The organism is Allochromatium humboldtianum (assembly GCF_013385175.1).
GTDB lineage: Bacteria > Pseudomonadota > Gammaproteobacteria > Chromatiales > Chromatiaceae > Thermochromatium > Thermochromatium humboldtianum.
The window spans coordinates 324645-342813 of record NZ_JABZEO010000004.1 but is presented as its reverse complement, the minus strand read 5'-3'; the positions used below and the strand labels follow the sequence as shown (position 1 = coordinate 342813).

Below are 18169 nucleotides of genomic sequence, written 5' to 3'. Positions count from 1 at the left end.
GGTCATGCATGAGTGAGATCAGAATCGCCATCGCCGGAGCCGGCGGGCGTATGGGACGGACCCTGATTCAGGCGGTCGTCGAGACCGAGGGGCTCAGGCTCGGCGCGGCGACCGAGCGTGCCGGAAGTTCGCTGATCGGCTCGGATGCCGGCGAGCTGGCCGGCGTCGGGCGCCTGGATGTGGCGGTCGTGGTGGAACTGGCGAGCGTGCTCGACGACTTCGACGTCCTGATCGACTTCACCTCGCCGGCCGCGACCATGGACCATCTGGCCCTCTGTCGCGAAGCCGGCAAGCGGATGGTGATCGGCACCACGGGTCTGAATGAGACCCAGCGCGCGGCGATCGAGTCGGCGGGCGAGTCGATCGGGATCGTCTTCGCCCCGAACATGAGCGTCGGCGTCAATCTCTGCTTCAAGCTGCTCGACATCGCCGCGCGCGTGCTCGGCGACGAGGTCGACATCGAGATCATCGAGGCGCACCACAGGCACAAGGTCGATGCGCCCTCCGGGACAGCGCTCGGTATGGGCGAGGTGATCGCCAAGGCGCTCGGGCGCGATCTGAAAGAGGTCGCCGTCTATGGCCGCGAAGGCCAGACCGGCGCACGCGAACGCCAGACGATCGGCTTCGAGACCATCCGCGCCGGGGATGTGGTCGGCGAACACACGGTCTGGTTCGCCGCCGATGGCGAGCGGGTCGAGATCGCGCACAAGGCATCCAACCGCATGACCTTCGCCGGGGGCGCCGTGCGCGCCGCGCGCTGGATCGCCGGGCGCGAGCACGGACGTTTCGATATGCAGGACGTGCTTGGACTGCGCGATTATTGATCGCAGGAATAGCCGTGGGCGATCAGCCCTTCCTGAAGGTCATTGGCGACCATGGGATGGGCGAGCAGGTAGGCGGCGGCATTGAGCGAATAGTCGCCGATGGCGTCGTCGACCGCCGACTCCCAGTCCTCGATCCCATAGTCGCCGCGTCCGAGCCACATGAGCGCCACCAGTTCGGCACGCTGGCGCTGGCTCATCTCGCCGATGGCGCGCGTCATCTCGCCGAGACTGTGATCCTCGCTGTGATCGGCCAGAATCTGTAACGCCCAGTCCTCGGACGGGCTATCGGGCACGTCGGGCAGGACGACCTCCTCCTTCGCTTGGAACTCGCGTGCCTTCTCGACGATATGGCACAGTGACTCGAGATCGATATGTAGCAGACTCATGCTGAGCTCCTGATTGCGGGACTCCCCTTGGATGCTGGAGTCCGGTAAGAGCCTATTCCCCTTTGCGCGGCTGATAGGCATCCGGGATGAGGATGGTCGGCGTGCGCTGGCCGGCGTCCTTGAGTGGATGATCGAGCGTGTAATGCAGCCCGCGGCTCTCGCGCCGGCGCAGGGCCGACTGGATGATGAGATCCGCGACCTCCAGCAGATTGCGCAGTTCGATCAGATCGTTGCCGACCCGGAAGTTGCTGTAGTACTCGATCACCTCCTGCGCCAGCAGATCGGCGCGGCGCTTGGCGCGACGCAGACGCTTGTTGGTGCGCACGATACCGACATAGTCCCACATGAAGCGCCGCAGCTCATCCCAGTTGTGGGTGACGACCACTTCCTCGTCCGGCTCGGTGACACGGCTTTCGTCCCAGTTCGGTACTTCCGGGGGCGGCGGCACCTCGGATGACAGACGGACGATGTCGGCGGCCGCCGCCTCCGAGTAGACCAGGCATTCCAGGAGCGAATTGCTGGCCATGCGGTTGGCCCCGTGCAGCCCGGTGTAGGCGGTCTCGCCGCTGGCATAGAGTCCGGGCAGGTCGGTGCGCGCCTGACGATCGACCATGACCCCGCCGCAGGTATAGTGCGCCGCCGGCACCACCGGGATCGGCTCGCGGGTGATGTCGATGCCCAGTTCCAGACAGCGCGCATGGATGGTGGGGAAGTGCTCGATGACGAAATCGGCCGGGCGATGCGAGATGTCGAGATAGACGCATTCGCTCCCCAGTCGCTTCATCTCATGGTCGATGGCCCGCGCCACGATGTCGCGCGGCGCCAGCTCGGCGCGCGGATCGAAGCGCGGCATGAAACGCTCGCCGTCGGGCAGCAACAAGCGCGCCCCCTCGCCGCGCAGCGCCTCGGTGACGAGAAAGGAACGTGCCTGCGGATGATAGAGACAGGTCGGATGGAACTGCATGAACTCCATGTTGGCGACCCGACAGCCCGCGCGCCAGGCCATGGCGATGCCGTCGCCGGTGGAGACGTCGGGGTTGCTGGTGTAGAGATAGACTTTGTTGGCCCCGCCGGTGGCCAGCACCACGAAGCGGGCGAGGAAGGTTTCGACCCGTCCGCTGCCGAGATCGAGTATATAGGCGCCCAGACAGCGATGTTCGCCATACCCCGGCAGATGCCGGGCCGTGATGAGATCCACCGCGATATGCTGCTCGTAGAGCGTCACATTGGCGCGATCGCGCACCTGGCCTTCGAGCGTGGTGGCGATCGCGCGCCCGGTGGCATCGGCGGCATGGATCACGCGCCGATGTGTGTGACCACCCTCGCGTGTGAGATGATAGCCCCCCGTGGCCCCAGCCCCATGTTCGGTGTCGCGGGTGAACTCGACCCCCTGATCGAGCAGCCAGCGGATGTTGTCCGGACCGCGTTCGACGACGTGGCGCACCACGGCGCGATCGCACAGCCCGGCGCCGGCCTTGAGCGTGTCCTGGACGTGCGATTCGATGGAGTCTCCGGCGTCGAGCACCGCCGAGATGCCGCCCTGGGCATAGAGCGTACTGCCCTCGCGCAGTTCGCGCTTGGAGACGACCGCGACGGACAGCGTCTCGGGAAGCCGCAGGGCGAGACTCAACCCGGCGGCTCCGCTGCCGAGGATCAGGACATCGTGGCGGTGACAGGCGTCTGACATGGAGGTGGACTCGTGATGGCTGTGGATTCCCTGTAAGCTCGTCGATTTGGTGATCTGGATCAAGTATCCGTGTCATACCCTGAAAAATACCGGCCATCGATGAGGATGGCCACGAACTTCCCATGCGGTGGATTGTCCATGCCAACGGAACCGATGGCAGGCCGAAGGGCGGTGTGTCGCGATGAGTGAACGACACACCGATCATGAACTGGTCGGTCGCGCCCAGTCGGGCGACAAGCGCGCCTTCGATCTGCTGGTGCTCAAGTATCAGCAAAAGGTGTCGAATCTGATCTCCCGCTATGTGCGCGATTCATCCGAGGTCATGGACGTGACCCAGGAGGCCTTCATCAAGGCCTATCGCGCACTGCCCGGCTTTCGCGGCGAGAGCGCCTTCTACACCTGGCTCTACCGGATCGCGGTCAATACCGTCAAGAACCACCTGGTGGCCCAGGGGCGGCGTCCGCCGGGCGATGACATCGAGGCCGAGGTGGCCGAGCAGATGGACATGGGCGGCCGGCTGCGCGAGCACGCGACTCCGGAGCGCCATCTGTTGAGCGACGAGATCGCCGCCACGGTTCAGCGCGCGCTCGACGATCTGCCGGACGATCTGCGCACGGCCATCGTGCTCCGGGAGTTGGAGGGCCTGAGCTACGAGGAGATCGCGACAACCATGAACTGCCCCATCGGCACCGTCCGGTCTCGGATCTTCCGCGCGCGCGAGGCCATCGACAAGCGACTCAGGCCATTGCTCGATGGCTGAGTCCAGGTGGGACTCGTCGCCGGCGAGCCCCTTAAGTCAGAACCCTCAGCTCAGGCACAACGACGATGACCGACGAGCCTAGACAACGACTCTCCGCTTTACAGGATGGCGAACTGGCGCCGGCCCAGATGCCGGCCCTGCTCGACGCACTGGCCGCCGACACCGAGCTGCGCGAGCGCTGGGAACGCTACACGCTCATCGGTCAGGCCATCCGTGGCGAGGCGATCGATCCGAACGCCCGCGCGCTGGCCGACCGCGTGCGCGACGCCCTGGCCACCGAACCGACCATTCTCTGTCCACGGCGTCTGGAGCGCGCTCCGCACCGCTGGACGGGCCGCTATGCCGGTCTGGCGCTCGCCGCCTCGGTGCTGCTGGTCGCCGTTCTGGCGACACCCGTCTTCATGGGCGACGCCGTGGGTCCGACGGCGGTCGGCCCCGTGGCCGCCCGTCTGGTCGAGCGTCAGACCCTTCCGCTCCAGCGCTGGCATCTGGAGCATCCCGAGCTGGCCAGCAAGCTCGATCGTTATCTCGTCACCCATCAAGCAACGGCCCCGTCGACCGGGGCCAAGGGATTGCTGCCCTATGCAATGCTCGTCGGCTATGAACCGGGTCGTTGATCGGCGTCCGGCGTCGTATTGGCTGGTCCTGGGCCTGTGTTGTCTGCTGCCGCTCCAGGTGCTGGGCGCCGAGGCGAAGGTCTCAACGGATTCGGCGGCGGACAGCGTCTCACCCAGCGTGCTGCTCGCACGCATGACCGAGGCCGTGCGCTCGCTGAACTATGAAGGCACCCTGGTCTATCTGCATCAGAACCGGCTCGAAACCCTGAGCCTCGATCACCGCATCGCGGACGGGCAGATCGAGGAGCGCCTGATCGCGCTCAGCGGACCGATCCGGGCGGTGGCCAGCGGCAAGGACCGTGTCAACTGTGTCCTGACCGATGGGCAACCGATCTCGGTCGAGCGCCAGGGCGGACGCTTTCTCGACACCGAGGGGATCGATCCGGGGGCGCTACAGGATCACTACAGCGTCGAATATCTGGGGCGTGCGCGCATCGCCGGCCGCGAGACCGAGGTCGTCGGCATCCTGCCCAAGGACGATCTGCGCTATGGCTACCGATTCCACATCGACCGCGAGACCGCGCTGCCACTCAAGTCCGATCTGATCGACCGCCGGCAGGAACCGCTCGAACAGCTCATGTTCACTTCGATCAAGCTCAATGCGCCCACGGCGTCCCGACCCGAGACTCCGCTCGAACCGGCGCGGTCGGTCCGCAGTGCGCCGGCGACCAGCCCGAGCAGTCAGTGGCGTTTCGAGCCGATGCCGGACGGATTCGATCTGGTCATGCAGCACCAGATCGATCAGACCGACGGCACGCGCGTGGAGCACTTCCTCTTCACCGATCGTCTCTCGTCCTATTCGATCTATATCGAACCGTCGAGCGACGACGGACTCGAGGGCGATGCCAACATCGGCTCCGTCCATGCCGCCGGCCGCCGCTTCGACGGCCATCAGATCACCGCCGTCGGCGAAGTGCCGATGGTCACGGTCCAGGCCGCCATCGCCGGCGTCCATCGCGCCGACCCGCCCACTCAGTGAGACTCCAGATACCATGATCGAAGAACGTGGTCGCATCATCGCCCTCGTCGGCGATCAGGCGCGCGTCACGGCCGAGCGGCGTAGCGCCTGCGGTCAGTGCAGCGTCAACAATGCCTGTGGCACCTCGCTCCTGGAGCGGGTCTTCGGGCGCCATCCGGTCGAATTGCTGGCGCGCAATCCGATCGGCGCCCAGGTCGGCGACGAGGTCGTGGTCGGACTCAGCGAGCAGGGGTTGCTGCGCACGGCGGCGGCCGCCTATCTGGCGCCGATCCTGGGTTTGATCATCGGGGCTACGCTCGGCGAGCGCTTCGGCGGCGCGCACCCCGAGGTCGCCAGCGTCCTGGGCGCTTTGATCGGGCTGGCGCTGGCGTTCTGGTGGCTGCGCGGCTACAGTGTAGCGTTGACTCAACGCCCCGAACGTCAACCTGTGATCCTGAGGCGCTTGGATGGACGAGTCTCCGTGACCCTGTCCGAGACGCACTAGGATCGCGATCCTACAGACCCTATCGATTCGGAGTATTCATGCGCGCCACATCCAGACTGTCGCTCGCCCTAGCCGTTCTGCTGGTCTGCCTGCCGGCCGTCGGCCCAGTGTTCGGGCGGGATCTACCCGACTTCACCCGGCTGGTTGCCGAGAACGGCCCGGCTGTGGTCAACATCAGCACCAAGCAGTCGTCCTCGATCGCTCAACGCCTTCAGCAATATTCGATCCCGAATCTGCCCGAAGGCAGCCCGCTCGAGGATCTGTTCCGGCGCTTCTTCGACGAGGAGGGGCCGATCCCCGAGGACGATCTGCAATCGCGCTCGCTCGGCTCCGGCTTCATCGTCTCCGGTAACGGCTATGTACTCACCAACTCGCACGTCGTCGAGGGCGCCGAGGAGATCATCGTGCGTACCAGCGACCGGCGTGAGTTCGTCGCCAAACTGATCGGCACCGACAAGCGCAGTGACATTGCCCTGCTCAAGGTCGAGGCCGAGGGGCTGCCAACGGCACGCATCGGCTCGGGCAAGGATCTCCAGGTCGGTGAATGGGTGCTGGCCATCGGCTCGCCCTTCGGCTTCGAGTCTTCGGCCACCGCCGGCATCGTCAGCGCCAAGGGCCGCAGTCTGCCGAGCGAGAACTATGTGCCCTTCATCCAGACCGATGTGGCCATCAATCCCGGCAACTCGGGCGGACCGCTGTTCAATCTCGACGGCGAGGTGGTTGGGGTCAACAGTCAGATCTACAGCCGCACCGGCGGTTTCATGGGGCTCTCGTTCGCCATCCCGATCGAGGTGGCCATGGACGTGGTCGAGCAGCTCAAGACCAAGGGGCGCGTCAGTCGCGGCTGGCTGGGCGTGCTGATCCAGGACGTGACACGCGAGCTGGCCGAATCGTTCGGGATGCCGCAGCCGCGCGGCGCCCTGGTGGCCCAGGTGCTGCCCGACAGCCCGGCGGCGGTGGCCGGTCTGCAACCGGGTGATGTGATCCTCTCCTACAACGGACGTGATGTGCCGACCTCCAGCAGTCTGCCGCCCCTGGTCGGCGCCACGCCCGTGGGCGAGAGCGCCGGTCTGGTGGTGCTGCGTCGCGGCGAGCGGATCGAGCTGACGATCAAGATCCAGGAACTGCCCGAGGACGATCAGTTGGCCGCTGAGCCGGGGCCGACCGACAAGCCCGAGGCCAACCGTCTCGGTGTGGTGGTGCGTGATCTGACGCCCGAGATGCGCCGTCAGTTCGAGATCGAGCCGGGCGGGGTGCTGATCGAGTCGGTCGATCAGGGGCCGGCGGCGTCCGCCGGTCTGAGCGCGGGCGATGTGATCCTGATGCTCGACAATCAGCCCGTCGGCAACCTCGCCGACTTCGAACGCATTCTGGGCGCCATCGAACCTGGACGCGCGACCGCCGTGCTGGTGCAGCGCGGCGATACCCGGATGTTCTACGCGCTCAAGCTGCCCAAGTCCTGAGCGTCGACGCACGCGCCGCCGGCCGGGGAGGGCGGCGGCGCGTGATCGGATACGCCGGGACGCCGCATCTGGTATCATGGCGCGCTGTTTTCCACGCCGCGCCGGACTCCATGCCTCACGCGCCCGCGTGGTCTCGCCTGCCTTTCCCTCTGGATCACCCCGTTAGGTTATCGATGACCGACCTCAGTCATATCCGCAATTTCTCGATCATCGCGCACATCGACCATGGCAAGTCGACGATCGCCGATCGCTTCATCCAGATCAGCGGCGCCCTGACCGAGCGCGAGATGTCCAGCCAGGTGCTGGACTCGATGGATATCGAACGCGAGCGCGGCATCACCATCAAGGCCCAGAGCGTCACGCTCAACTATCAGGCGCGCGACGGCGAGACCTATCAGCTCAACTTCATCGACACTCCAGGTCACGTCGACTTCTCCTACGAGGTCTCGCGCTCGCTGGCGGCCTGTGAGGGTGCGCTGCTGGTGGTCGATGCGGCTCAGGGCGTCGAGGCGCAGAGTGTGGCCAACTGCTACACGGCCATCGAGCAGGGGCTGGAAGTGCTGCCGGTCCTCAACAAGATCGACCTGCCGTCCGCCGAGCCGGAGCGCGTCATCAAGGAGATCGAGGAGATCATCGGCCTGGAGGCCGAGGACGCGCTGCGGGTGAGCGCCAAGACCGGCGTCGGCATCCCGGATCTGCTCGAAGCGCTGGTCGCGCGCATCCCGCCGCCCAAGGGCGATGTCGCCGCGCCGCTCCAGGCGCTCATCATCGATTCCTGGTTCGACCCCTATGTCGGCGTGGTGTCGCTGGTGCGGGTGATGAACGGCGAGATCCGCCGCCGCGACAAGGTGCTGATGGTCTCGACCGGACGCACCCATCAGGTCGACAACGTCGGCGTCTTCACGCCCAAGAAGACCGAGCGCGACACGCTGCGCGCCGGCGAGGTCGGCTACATGATCGCCGGCATCAAGGAGATCGACGGCGCGCCGGTCGGCGATACCATCACATTGCCGGATCGTCCGGGCGAGAAGCTGCCCGGCTTCAAGGAGATGCGCCCGCGCGTCTTCGCCGGACTCTATACCGTGGTCTCGGACGACTACGAAGATCTGCGCGAGGCGCTCGGCAAGCTGCGTCTGAACGATGCGGCGCTCAATTATGAGCCTGAGGTCTCGCAGGCGCTCGGCTTCGGTTTCCGCTGCGGCTTCCTCGGGATGCTGCACATGGAGATCATCCAGGAACGCCTGGAGCGCGAGTACGATCTCGATCTCATCACCACCGCGCCGACCGTGGTGTACGAAGTCCTGCGCGCCGACGGCGAGACGGTGCGCATCGACAATCCGGCCGAGCTGCCCGATCCGTCCCAGATCCGCGAGATCCGCGAGCCGATCATCGAGGCTCATATCCTCACCCCGCAGGACTATCTGGGCGCGGTCATCAATCTCTGTATCGAGAAGCGCGGCATCCAGAAGAACATCCAGTATCTGGGCGGTCAGGTGCAAGTGACCTATGAACTGCCGATGAGCGAAGTCGTGCTCGACTTCTTCGACCGGCTCAAGTCGTGCAGCCGTGGGTTCGCCTCCTTCGAGTACGAGTTCAAGCGCTTTCAGCCATCGGATCTGGTCAAGCTCGATGTGCTCATCAACGGCGACAAGGTCGATTCGCTCTCGTCCATCGTCCACCGCTCGCTGTCGCAGACGCGCGGGCGCGATGTCACCGAACGCATGAAGGATCTGATCCCGCGCCAGATGTTCGAGGTCGCGATCCAGGCGGCGATCGGCTCCAAGATCATCGCTCGCTCCACGGTCAAGGCGCTGCGCAAGAACGTGACCGCCAAGTGCTACGGCGGCGATGCCACGCGCAAGCGCAAGCTGCTGGAGAAGCAGAAGGAAGGCAAGAAGCGCATGAAGCAGGTCGGCAAGGTCGACATCCCGCAGGAAGCCTTCCTGGCCGTGCTCCAGAGCGGCAAGGACTGAGACCGGCAACCCGATTCCAGACTTAAAAAACCACGCCTAGCTCAAGGAGACGCGGTTCACAATGACATTCGACTTTCCGGCTTTTCTCGTCCTGGCTTCGTTCCTGACCGGCGGCATCTGGTTGCTCGACGCACTGGTGTTTGCACCGCGCCGCCGTGCCGCGATCGCGGCCGCCGGCGGCAAGACCCTGACCGAGGATGGCCGGCCCATCGCCAAGGAGCCGGTGCTGGTCGAGTACGCGCGCTCCTTTTTTCCCGTCATCTTCGCGGTGCTGGTGCTGCGCTCCTTCCTGGTCGAGCCGTTCCGTATTCCGTCGAACTCGATGATGCCGACCCTCTTGACCGGCGACTTCATTCTGGTCAACAAATTCTCCTATGGTCTGCGGCTGCCGGTGCTCAACGTCAAGTTCCTTGATCTCGGCGAACCGCAGCGCGGCGATGTGGTGGTGTTCAAGTTCCCGCTCGACCCCCGCACCGACTACATCAAGCGCGTCGTCGGCGTGCCAGGCGACGTGATCGGCTATCGCAACAAGACCATTTACATCAACGGCGAGCCGGTCGGCCAGCTGCCGGTCGGCGCCTATACCGGCGTCGGTTCGGGCTCGGAAATGACAGGCGCGCGCGAGGCGCTGGAAAGTCTCGGCACGGTCGAACACTCCATCCTGACCCGTCCGGCCGCGCCCGATCTGCCCTTCGGCTGCCAGAAGCTGGCATTCGGCCCGGTCGAGGTTCCCGAGGGGCATTATTTCGTCATGGGCGACAACCGTGACAACAGCAACGACAGCCGTTGCTGGGGCTTCGTGCCGGAAGAGAATCTGGTCGGCAAGGCGTTCGCGATCTGGATGCATTGGGATGGCGCGCGTGATGGCTTCCCCATCGCCTGGTCGCGTCTGTGGGATGGAATCGAATAAACCGCGAGGTTCACAACAGATGTCCATGACAACCGGATTGGCCAAGCGTCAACGTGGCGCTGGTTTTCTGTTCATGATCGTCCTCATCGCCCTGGCGGCCTTCTTCGGCACCATCGTGTTCAAGGTCGGTCCGCTCTATCTGAATTTCTGGACCGTGCGCTCGATCATGGAGGAGTCGGCGCAACAGATCGACCCGAGCCAGGAGGGTGGTGCACGCGGGATCGTGATGTCCATCGAGAAGCGGCTCTATATCAACTCGATCGAAAACATCAAGGGCAGCGACTTCGAGGTCGAGCGGATCGACGGGGAGCGCTTCCAGGTGAGTCTGGCGTATGAGGAACGGGTGCATCTGTTCTTCAACGTCGACGCGGTCGTCTCGTTCAGCCATCAGATCGAAGTCGGTCCAGAGTGAACGCCGATCCGCGTCGACTCGCCCAGGCGCTCGGGCACCGTTTCACCCGTGAGGAACTGCTGATCCAGGCCCTCACGCATCGCAGCGTCGGCTCATCCAACAACGAGCGGCTCGAATTCCTCGGCGATGCCCTGATCGGGTTCGTCATCGCCGAGGCGCTCTGGGAGCGCTTTCCCAAGGCCGACGAGGGGACGCTGAGCCGGATGCGCGCCTCACTGGTCAAGCGCGAGTCGCTGGCGCGGCTGGCGCGTGATCTGAAACTCGGCGACTCGTTGCGGCTCGGGGCCGGAGAACTGCGCACCGGCGGTCATGCGCGCGACTCGATCCTGGCCGACGCGCTGGAGGCCGTGCTGGGCGCGGTCTATCTGGATGCCGGCTTCGAACGCGCGCGTACCGTGGTGCTCGAACTCTTCGCCGCCCGGCTCGAACAGACCGACGCCGAGCGCGCCGGCAAGGATCCCAAGACCCGCTTGCAGGAGTGGCTTCAGTCCTACAAGCGCCCCCTGCCCGAATATCTGGTGCTGTCGATCGACGGCGACCAGCACGATCAAACCTTCATTGTGAGCTGTCAGCTCCAGGATGCCGATGTGACGACACGCGGAACCGGGACCAGTCGGCGCCGTGCCGAGCAGGCCGCCGCCGAATCCATGCTGGAGCGTATCCTGCATGGCTGAGTCGAACCCCAACGAATCGAGTGCTTCCGTCGTGAGTCGCTGCGGCACCGTGGCCATCATCGGTCGGCCCAATGTCGGCAAGTCGACCCTGTTGAATCGCATCCTGGGTCAGAAGCTCGCCATCACCTCGCACAAGGCGCAGACCACCCGACACGCGATCCTGGGCATCAAGACCCGCGCCGGGGGGCAGATCCTGTTCGTCGACACGCCCGGCATCCACGAGCGCGGCGGCAGTGCGCTGAATCGCTATCTCAACCGTGCCGCGCGTGCCGCCGTCGCCGATACCGATCTGGCGCTGCTGGTGGTCGAGGCCGGACGCTGGACCGAGGAGGACGCCAAGGCGCTGGAGGCGATCGCGGCGGCCGGCGTGCCCGTGATCGCGGTCGTCAACAAGGTCGACCGGATCGCCGAGAAGTCGAGCCTGCTGCCCTATCTGCAAGCACTCGGCGAACGTCATGCGTTCCGTCATGTCGTCCTGGTCTCAGCGACCAAGGGCGATCAGGTCGAGACCCTGGAGCGACTGATCGTCGAGTCGCTGCCCGAGGGCGAGCCGGTCTTCCCCGAGGATCAGCTCACCGACCGTTCTGAGCGTTTCTTCGCCGCCGAGCTGGTGCGCGAGCAGTTGATGCAGCGTTACGGCAAGGAATTGCCCTATTGCACCACGGTCGAGATCGAGCGCTTCGAGATGGCCGATGGCCGCTATCTGATCCATGCGCTGATCTGGGTCGAGCGGCCGGGTCAGAAGGGCATCATCATCGGCAAGCACGGTGAGGCGCTCAAGGCCGTGGCCACCCAGGCGCGGCTGGAGATGCAGAAGCTGTTCGACTGTCCGGTGCATCTGGAGGTCTGGGTCAAGGTCAAGAAGAGCTGGTCGAGCGACGAGTCGGCGCTCTCCACGCTCGGCTATCACGACTGATTCGATCGCCCGGCGGCGCGTGTGTCGTCTCGTCACGACCTGTTCCTGGCCTTCGTGCTCCATCGGCGCGAGTATGGCAATACCAGCCTGTTGCTGGAGATCCTGGGCGCGGGGCAGGGTCGTTGCGCGGCCATCGCCAAGGGCGCGCGCCGCCCCCGTCAGACGGCGAGCGCGCTCTTGCAGCCCTTCCAGCCGCTGTGGCTGGCGATGACCGGGCGCGGCGAGGTGCGGACCCTGACCGTCGTCGAGGAAGCCGGTGCGCCGCTCAGGCTCCAGGGCGCGTCACTGCTGGCGGGCTTCTATCTCAACGAACTGCTGTTGCGGATGCTGGCGCGTCACGATCCCCATGATGCGCTGTTCGTCTTCTACCAGTCGACGCTGTCGCATCTGGCCGAGGATGGCGATCTGGAGACACCGCTACGCCATTTCGAGTGCCGGCTACTGGCCGAACTTGGCTATGGGCTGAGGCTCGATCGGGTCGTCGACGATGGCGCGCCTGTGGCCGCCGAGGCCGTCTATGTCTACGAGCGCGAGCGTGGTCCGTGCCGTCCGTCCGCGTCGGCACTTGGACCCCGCGTCTCGGGCGCGACCCTGCTGGCGCTCGCGCACGACCAACCGCTCGCCGACGAGCAGCGACGCGAAGCGCGTGCCCTGTTGCGCCATGTGCTGGAACCCCATCTGGGCGATCGACCGCTCAAGAGTCGCGAACTCTATCGACGCTGGTTCGCCACGGAACCCATTGACGAGAAATAGCCATGTCATCCCTCTCACAGACCCCATCCGAGATCCTGCTCGGCGTCAACATCGACCATGTGGCCACCGTGCGTCAGGCGCGCGGCACCCGCTATCCCGAACCGATCCAGGCCGCGCTGGTGGCCGAGCAGGCCGGCGCGGACGCCATCACGCTCCATCTGCGCGAGGACCGGCGTCATATCCAGGACCGCGACGTCGAGATGTTGCGCGACATCCTGCAAACGCGCATGAATCTGGAGATGGCTGTCACCCCCGAGATGGCGGCCATTGCCTGCCGAATCCGTCCGGCCGATTGCTGTCTGGTGCCCGAGCGGCGCGAGGAACTGACCACCGAGGGCGGACTGGACGTGGCCAGCCGTCAGGACGAGATGCGCGCGTTCTGCACTCGGCTGGCCGAGGCCGGCATTCGCGTCTCCCTCTTCATCGACGCCGATCCGGTCCAGATCGAGGCCGCGCACGCGGTCGGCGCTCCGGTGATCGAGATCCATACCGGACACTATGCCGACGCGCGTGATCCGGTCGAGCGCGAGGCCCAGTTGGAGCGGATTCGCTCAGCCGTCGCACTGGGGCTGTCGCTCGGACTCCAGGTCAACGCCGGCCACGGACTCGACTACCACAACGTCAAGGCGATCGCCGCGATTCCGGGTGTGTGCGAGCTCAACATCGGGCATTCGATCATCGCGCGCGCCCTCTTTTCGGGACTCGACCGGGCGGTGCGTGACATGAAGGACGTCATGGAGCGCGCCGCCGCCGGGCGCCGCCCCGTCTGACGGGATGGGGATGAGCGGCGGCATGGCGCTTAGGCTCTATACCGCGCTGTGGCGTCTGGCGCTGCCGCTGGTGCTGGCGCGGCTCTACTGGCGCGGTCGCACGCAACCGGCCTACCGGCAGCGGATCGGTGAGCGGCTGGTCTGGAACGCTGGCCGGAAAGGGGAGGGCGAGGCCCGAAAGTCAAAGGCTGATATCTGGATTCACGCCGTCTCGGTGGGCGAGGTCCAGGCCGCCGAACCCCTGATCCGGCGTCTGCTGGAATCCGAGCCGACGCGCGCGATCCTGGTGACGACGACCACGCCCACGGGCGCCGAACGCCTGCGGGCGCTCTTCGGCGAGCGTGTCGCTCACCACTATACCCCCTTCGATCTACCGAGCCTGATGGCGCGCTTCATCGAGCGTGTCGCGCCCCGGCTCGTCATCGTCATGGAGACCGAAATCTGGCCCAACATGCTCGCGGCGCTCGACCGACGCGGTATTCCGGTGGCCCTGGTCAATGCGCGGCTGTCGGAGCGTTCGGCGCGCGGTTATGCGCGGCTGGCGCGCCTGACACGCCCGACACTGGCGCGTTTCGCGCTCATCGCCGCCCAGGCGCCGGCCGATGCCGAACGGTTCGTCGCCCTGGGCGCGCCGCGCGCGCGTGTTCAGGTCATGGGGAGTCTCAAGTTCGATCTGGTTCAGCCCGAGGATCTCGCGACGCGCGCCGGCGAGATGCGCCGTCTGTGGGGCGAGGGACGTCCGGTCTGGGTGGCCGCCAGTACCCATGAGGGGGAGGAGATCCAGGTGCTCCAGGCTCACCAGCGTCTGCTGGCGCATCGGCCCGATGCACTGTTGGTGCTGGTGCCGCGTCATCCCGAACGTTTCGACACCGTGGCCGCACTCATCGCGCGTCAGGGCTTGGCGTTCGTGCGTCGTAGTCAGGAAAGGGCGGCCGCGCCGGGCGAAGCCGTCTATCTCGGCGACAGCATGGGTGAGTTGACCTGTTTTCTGGCGGCCGGCGATCTGGCCTTCATCGGCGGCAGCCTGGTGCCGAGAGGCGGGCACAACCCGCTGGAGGCGGCGGCCTCGGGCATCCCGGTCGTCCTCGGACCCCATACCTTCAACTTCGCGGCCATTGCGCGGATGCTGTATGAGGCGGGAGCGGCCGAACGGGTCGAGGATGTCGAGACCTTGGGTCGCTGTTTGATCGATCTGTTCGACGATCCGGAGCGTCGCGCTCGAATGGGGGCCTGTGGGCGTGATGTGGTCGAGCGCAATCGTGGAGCGCTGGAGCGCCTGCTGGCGGCGCTCGCGCCCTAGCTCGTACCGTCGGCTATTTGAACAGCGACCAGACGTCGCGGAACTGCGCGTCGGTCGAATCACCCAGCCATTCGAAGCCAACCGATTCGGTACAGACGACCTGGATGCCGCAAGAACGCATCCGGTCGAGCACGTTCTCCTTATGGGCGGTCTTGCGCGAGATGATGGCGTCGCTCGGCACGAAGACCTGATAGCCCCAGCGTTGCAGGCCGGAGACGGTCTGGGCGATACAGATATGCGCCTCCATGCCGACGACGATCAGTTGGCGCCGATCCGGATGCGATGAGATGTTGCGCTCGAATCCGGGCGCGGTGCAGCAGGAGAAGGCGGTCTTCTCGGTCGGCTCGTGGACCATCGGCATATTGGCGCGGATGGTCTCGATGATGGGTCCGAGTCCCTTGGAGTTGTGCTGGGTCGCGATCACCGGGATGTCCAGGATCTTGGCGGCCGTTATCAGGCGGTTGATGTTGTCGACGACTCTGTCCAGTTCATCCGCCGGCATCGCGGCGGCCAGCCGCTCCTGCGCGTCGATGATGAGCAGTTGCGAAAAGGCCCGCTGGCACAGCGGCATCTGGGCTTGATGGGTACTCATGATGTTGTCCTCCAAAGATCGTTTTTTGGCAATCGACATACCCAGGCGGCGCCAAGCTCCGGCCGTCGCCGGATACGGCGCCCTGGGGATCGACGGAGTTTGCATCATTGGCCTTGTTTTGAGCAAGGATTTGGTTTTTCAATGGATGTGGCGATCGCAGGTTCGGTACGCAGATATACGCCGGAAGTCGTTCAGGTTCGGTTTTGGGTGACGATGAAGCGATTGCCCGAGGCATCCAGGTCGGTATTATGACCAGTGCGTCATGAGTGAGGCGGTTCCTTTGTCAAGTTTTGCCGACATCCATCAGCGGCTCGTCACCGGAATGCTGGGGGCGAGTCGATCAGACTGCACCTATTATTACAGTTCACACTCTGTCAGAAAGGAGTCTGCATCAACACCCCGCACATCAAATCGCTGACAAATCTCAGTGAGTAATGCATCCATCGGCGCTTCGTTGGGAATATGGTTGTTGGCGCGGGCATCCCAATATTGGTGGTGCTTTAGGTCCGCAAGTAACAAATCCCACGGCTCGTTCTCGCGCGGCCCCGGCAATGCTGCTAGTAGCCAATGACCGGACAAAGCCGCACGTTGTTTATCCGCCAGCAATGCAGGCAGCAAGAATTCTTTAAGTGCCAAGCGACCATCTCGGTCGATGGAATAATATATGGCACCCTCTTGAGCGATTTGAGCTGTATCGGGATATTTGGCCTGCATACTTGGCAAGGAAAAACCTGTTTCTAGCGAAATGATACGCTCTTGTAGCAAAGCAGATGATTCGCCGCAGAGAGCGGAAAACAGAGAAAGACCTTCTACCTTTAATCTAAGGGGGGGCGGCAACTCTAGCCACTGATGTAGAGTTGGGCGGATATCAACGAGTGATGCGGTGACATCGGAGATCAAGCCCTGCTTTACTTTTCCTTTCTGGTATCCGTAGCCACGAAATCCTAACATGACGCGGTATTGCGCCTCGCTCATCACATTTGTACCGTGCAAACCATATGCTGATACCGTGCGAGATGGCCTGTTTTGCCCTATCCATGACGGTTCCGAACTACTGAATGCCTCGCCATGATCTGATAGAAACACCACAATCGCATTCTCTAAGCGACCAGCACTCTCAAGAGATTGAAGCAATGCCGCCACCTGCCGATCAGCTCGTCTAACTGCTGCTTGATAGATTTTAGGGGAGACCCCGGAAAGACTGGCTGGGAATTCTGAATAAAGCTGATCAACTTCGACCCAAGAGTAAGGAAAATGAGGAAGCTCAAAATGAACAGCCATGAAAAGCGGTTTTTTCTGATCAATTTTTGTGATGGCAGTGCGTAGCTCCAGATCAAATTTTTGAGGGTCATAAATGAGCGGCAAAGCTCTATTCATGTAAGCATGCGGAAAAAGCCAGCGTCCTAGATACGTATTGGCGAGCAAGTTAACGACGGGCAAATCAGTAAACGTTCCTAGCAGAAAATCCCCGGCGCCGATCCTTGGGCTAATCACTTGATCGAAACCGTAGCTTTCATCGATATTTGAAAAACGAGTTTCATCAATCCCAAAGATTCGCTGATAACCGATTTGGCCAAGCTGGTGGGAAAGACTGACGCTATCATCGACTTGGTGGCGAGGCATTAGGTTATAAAAAGCACCGTGTGTTCCTGGATATTTCCCGGTAAGGATGCTTACCCAGGCAGGGAAGGTGCGCGCTAAAGGCGTCCAGGCATCTTTAACAACGGCAGCCTCGGCGAGTAGTTGATCTATGTTGGGGGTGAGACTTATTTGGCTAGACCCGTTCAAAAAACCAATGTGATCAGTGCGCAGGCTGTCTACGCCGATTAAAATGATGTCTGGTTTTTCACGCACAATTTTGCTCGCATGGAACGATGCGAGCGAGAACGGTACCACAAGCAATGTAACAGCGATACTAACGATGGAAACCGCTACCGTGCTGGTCTGCCAGAAACGAGGCGATGCCAATGACAGAGAGTGCATAGAGCGCATGGTTAGAGCCACGGCGTTAAGAATTACGGCGATTAAGTATGTTGTTGTGATGATTAGGAGAAAATCTGGTGCCCAACTAAAAGATGCGAATTGATTGGAGAAAGAAAATCCAGAATTGGGATATAAGTAATTGTTTAATAGCAGGATCCAGAATAGGATTGGAAAAAATGAAAGCAATGCAACCAAGTGTCTTTGGCGTGAATCAATTGTTAATCGTCGATCGATCGGTAGCCAAAGAAAATACCAACTGGTAGCTAGTGCTAGATGGATTCCTATATAAGAAAGCAGAAAACCTAACAGATCCAACTGAAGCCCAGGCGAACCAAGCACGCCGCCGACGGCTGATGGCAAAGCTTTGCCGCCCACCAGATCAAGGGTTGCTGTAAGTGTCACGCTTTTTATTGCGATAAGCAGCGAAAAAATGATAGCTATCAAATTCAAATAAATAATGGCATTGCTTGGCGCTTTGCTGGCACGAATAATCTGATTATCTTGCATGGGCAACTCTTTTTTTTGATGTATATAATACCAAATTATTAAAAGACCAAGGGAATCATTGGGATTTGGAGTAGAAAAAAACCGCCCCAGTTTTACCCAAGGGCGGCTTAATCAAGACACGATATTATATTATGAAGTTTGCGCTGTCAGCTTGATGGTCAACCAGCGGATACGTGAAT

Annotated in this window: 18 protein-coding genes; 14 read left to right on the top strand and 4 right to left on the bottom strand. The window is 63.0% G+C overall.

The features are described from left to right. Nucleotides 1–8 precede the first annotated feature (8 nt). Nucleotides 9–824, top strand: a complete 816-nt coding sequence (gene dapB / locus HW932_RS08375) for a 4-hydroxy-tetrahydrodipicolinate reductase (protein WP_176976032.1) — start codon at nt 9–11, stop codon at nt 822–824. Here dapB and HW932_RS08370 read toward each other — a convergent pair. Both HW932_RS08370 and nadB read right to left on the bottom strand, forming a co-directional pair. After that, a complete protein-coding gene (locus tag HW932_RS08370) occupies nt 818–1210 on the bottom strand; it encodes a DUF3775 domain-containing protein (RefSeq protein ID WP_176976031.1) in 393 nt (130 codons plus the stop codon). The two genes, dapB and HW932_RS08370, sit on opposite strands and share 7 nt — an antisense overlap. Nucleotides 1211–1262: 52 nt before the next feature. Continuing rightward, nucleotides 1263–2897 (bottom strand): L-aspartate oxidase, encoded by a 1635-nt coding sequence (nadB, locus tag HW932_RS08365; RefSeq protein ID WP_176976030.1) that lies wholly within the window; start codon nt 2895–2897, stop codon nt 1263–1265. A gap of 181 nt (nt 2898–3078) precedes the next feature. Here nadB and rpoE point away from each other — a divergent pair, with 181 nt between their 5' ends. The 13 genes from rpoE (at nt 3079) to waaA (ending at nt 14908) form a co-directional block, all read left to right on the top strand. Then, nucleotides 3079–3657, top strand: coding sequence for an RNA polymerase sigma factor RpoE (gene rpoE, locus HW932_RS08360; RefSeq protein ID WP_176976029.1), 579 nt, complete (start codon nt 3079–3081; stop codon nt 3655–3657). 65 nt (nt 3658–3722) lie between these two features. Further along, on the top strand, nt 3723–4274 hold the full coding sequence (locus HW932_RS08355; RefSeq protein ID WP_176976028.1) for a sigma-E factor negative regulatory protein: 552 nt from the start codon (nt 3723–3725) through the stop codon (nt 4272–4274). Beyond that, nucleotides 4258–5253, top strand: a complete 996-nt coding sequence (locus HW932_RS08350) for a MucB/RseB C-terminal domain-containing protein (RefSeq protein WP_176976027.1) — start codon at nt 4258–4260, stop codon at nt 5251–5253. Before HW932_RS08355 ends, HW932_RS08350 begins: the two co-directional genes overlap by 17 nt. 13 nt (nt 5254–5266) lie before the next feature. Continuing rightward, entirely contained in the window at nt 5267–5737 is a 471-nt protein-coding gene (locus HW932_RS08345) for a SoxR reducing system RseC family protein (RefSeq protein ID WP_176976026.1), read from the top strand. A gap of 38 nt (nt 5738–5775) precedes the next feature. After that, a complete protein-coding gene (locus tag HW932_RS08340) occupies nt 5776–7200 on the top strand; it encodes a DegQ family serine endoprotease (RefSeq protein WP_176976025.1) in 1425 nt (474 codons plus the stop codon). A gap of 173 nt (nt 7201–7373) precedes the next feature. Next, nucleotides 7374–9173 carry a translation elongation factor 4 gene (lepA, locus tag HW932_RS08335; RefSeq protein ID WP_176976024.1) on the top strand — a complete coding sequence of 600 codons (1800 nt, stop codon included), beginning with the start codon at nt 7374–7376 and terminating at the stop codon, nt 9171–9173. A 61-nt stretch (nt 9174–9234) separates the two neighbouring features. Further along, complete coding sequence (gene lepB, locus HW932_RS08330) at nt 9235–10083, top strand: signal peptidase I (protein WP_176976023.1); 849 nt, start codon at nt 9235–9237, stop codon at nt 10081–10083. A 19-nt stretch (nt 10084–10102) separates the two neighbouring features. After that, nucleotides 10103–10495: a DUF4845 domain-containing protein gene (locus HW932_RS08325; RefSeq protein WP_176976022.1), complete on the top strand. Its 393-nt coding sequence runs from the start codon at nt 10103–10105 to the stop codon at nt 10493–10495. Beyond that, on the top strand, nt 10492–11169 hold the full coding sequence (gene rnc / locus HW932_RS08320) for a ribonuclease III (protein WP_176976021.1): 678 nt from the start codon (nt 10492–10494) through the stop codon (nt 11167–11169). Before HW932_RS08325 ends, rnc begins: the two co-directional genes overlap by 4 nt. After that, complete coding sequence (gene era, locus HW932_RS08315) at nt 11162–12085, top strand: GTPase Era (protein ID WP_176976020.1); 924 nt, start codon at nt 11162–11164, stop codon at nt 12083–12085. The genes rnc and era overlap by 8 nt, the downstream gene beginning before the upstream one ends. 21 nt (nt 12086–12106) lie before the next feature. Beyond that, entirely contained in the window at nt 12107–12838 is a 732-nt protein-coding gene (gene recO / locus HW932_RS08310; RefSeq protein WP_176976019.1) for a DNA repair protein RecO, read from the top strand. A 2-nt stretch (nt 12839–12840) separates the two neighbouring features. Next, nucleotides 12841–13608 (top strand): pyridoxine 5'-phosphate synthase, encoded by a 768-nt coding sequence (gene pdxJ / locus HW932_RS08305; protein ID WP_176976018.1) that lies wholly within the window; start codon nt 12841–12843, stop codon nt 13606–13608. Between the two features lie 22 nt (nt 13609–13630). Continuing rightward, a complete protein-coding gene (waaA, locus tag HW932_RS08300; protein ID WP_246296720.1) occupies nt 13631–14908 on the top strand; it encodes a lipid IV(A) 3-deoxy-D-manno-octulosonic acid transferase in 1278 nt (425 codons plus the stop codon). 13 nt (nt 14909–14921) lie between these two features. Here the strand turns inward: waaA and HW932_RS08295 are convergent, their stop codons facing one another. Continuing rightward, nucleotides 14922–15500 carry an isochorismatase family protein gene (locus HW932_RS08295; RefSeq protein WP_176976016.1) on the bottom strand — a complete coding sequence of 193 codons (579 nt, stop codon included), beginning with the start codon at nt 15498–15500 and terminating at the stop codon, nt 14922–14924. 357 nt (nt 15501–15857) lie between these two features. Further along, nucleotides 15858–17990, bottom strand: coding sequence for a sulfatase-like hydrolase/transferase (locus HW932_RS08290; protein WP_176976015.1), 2133 nt, complete (start codon nt 17988–17990; stop codon nt 15858–15860). Between the last annotated feature and the right edge of the window lie 179 nt (nt 17991–18169).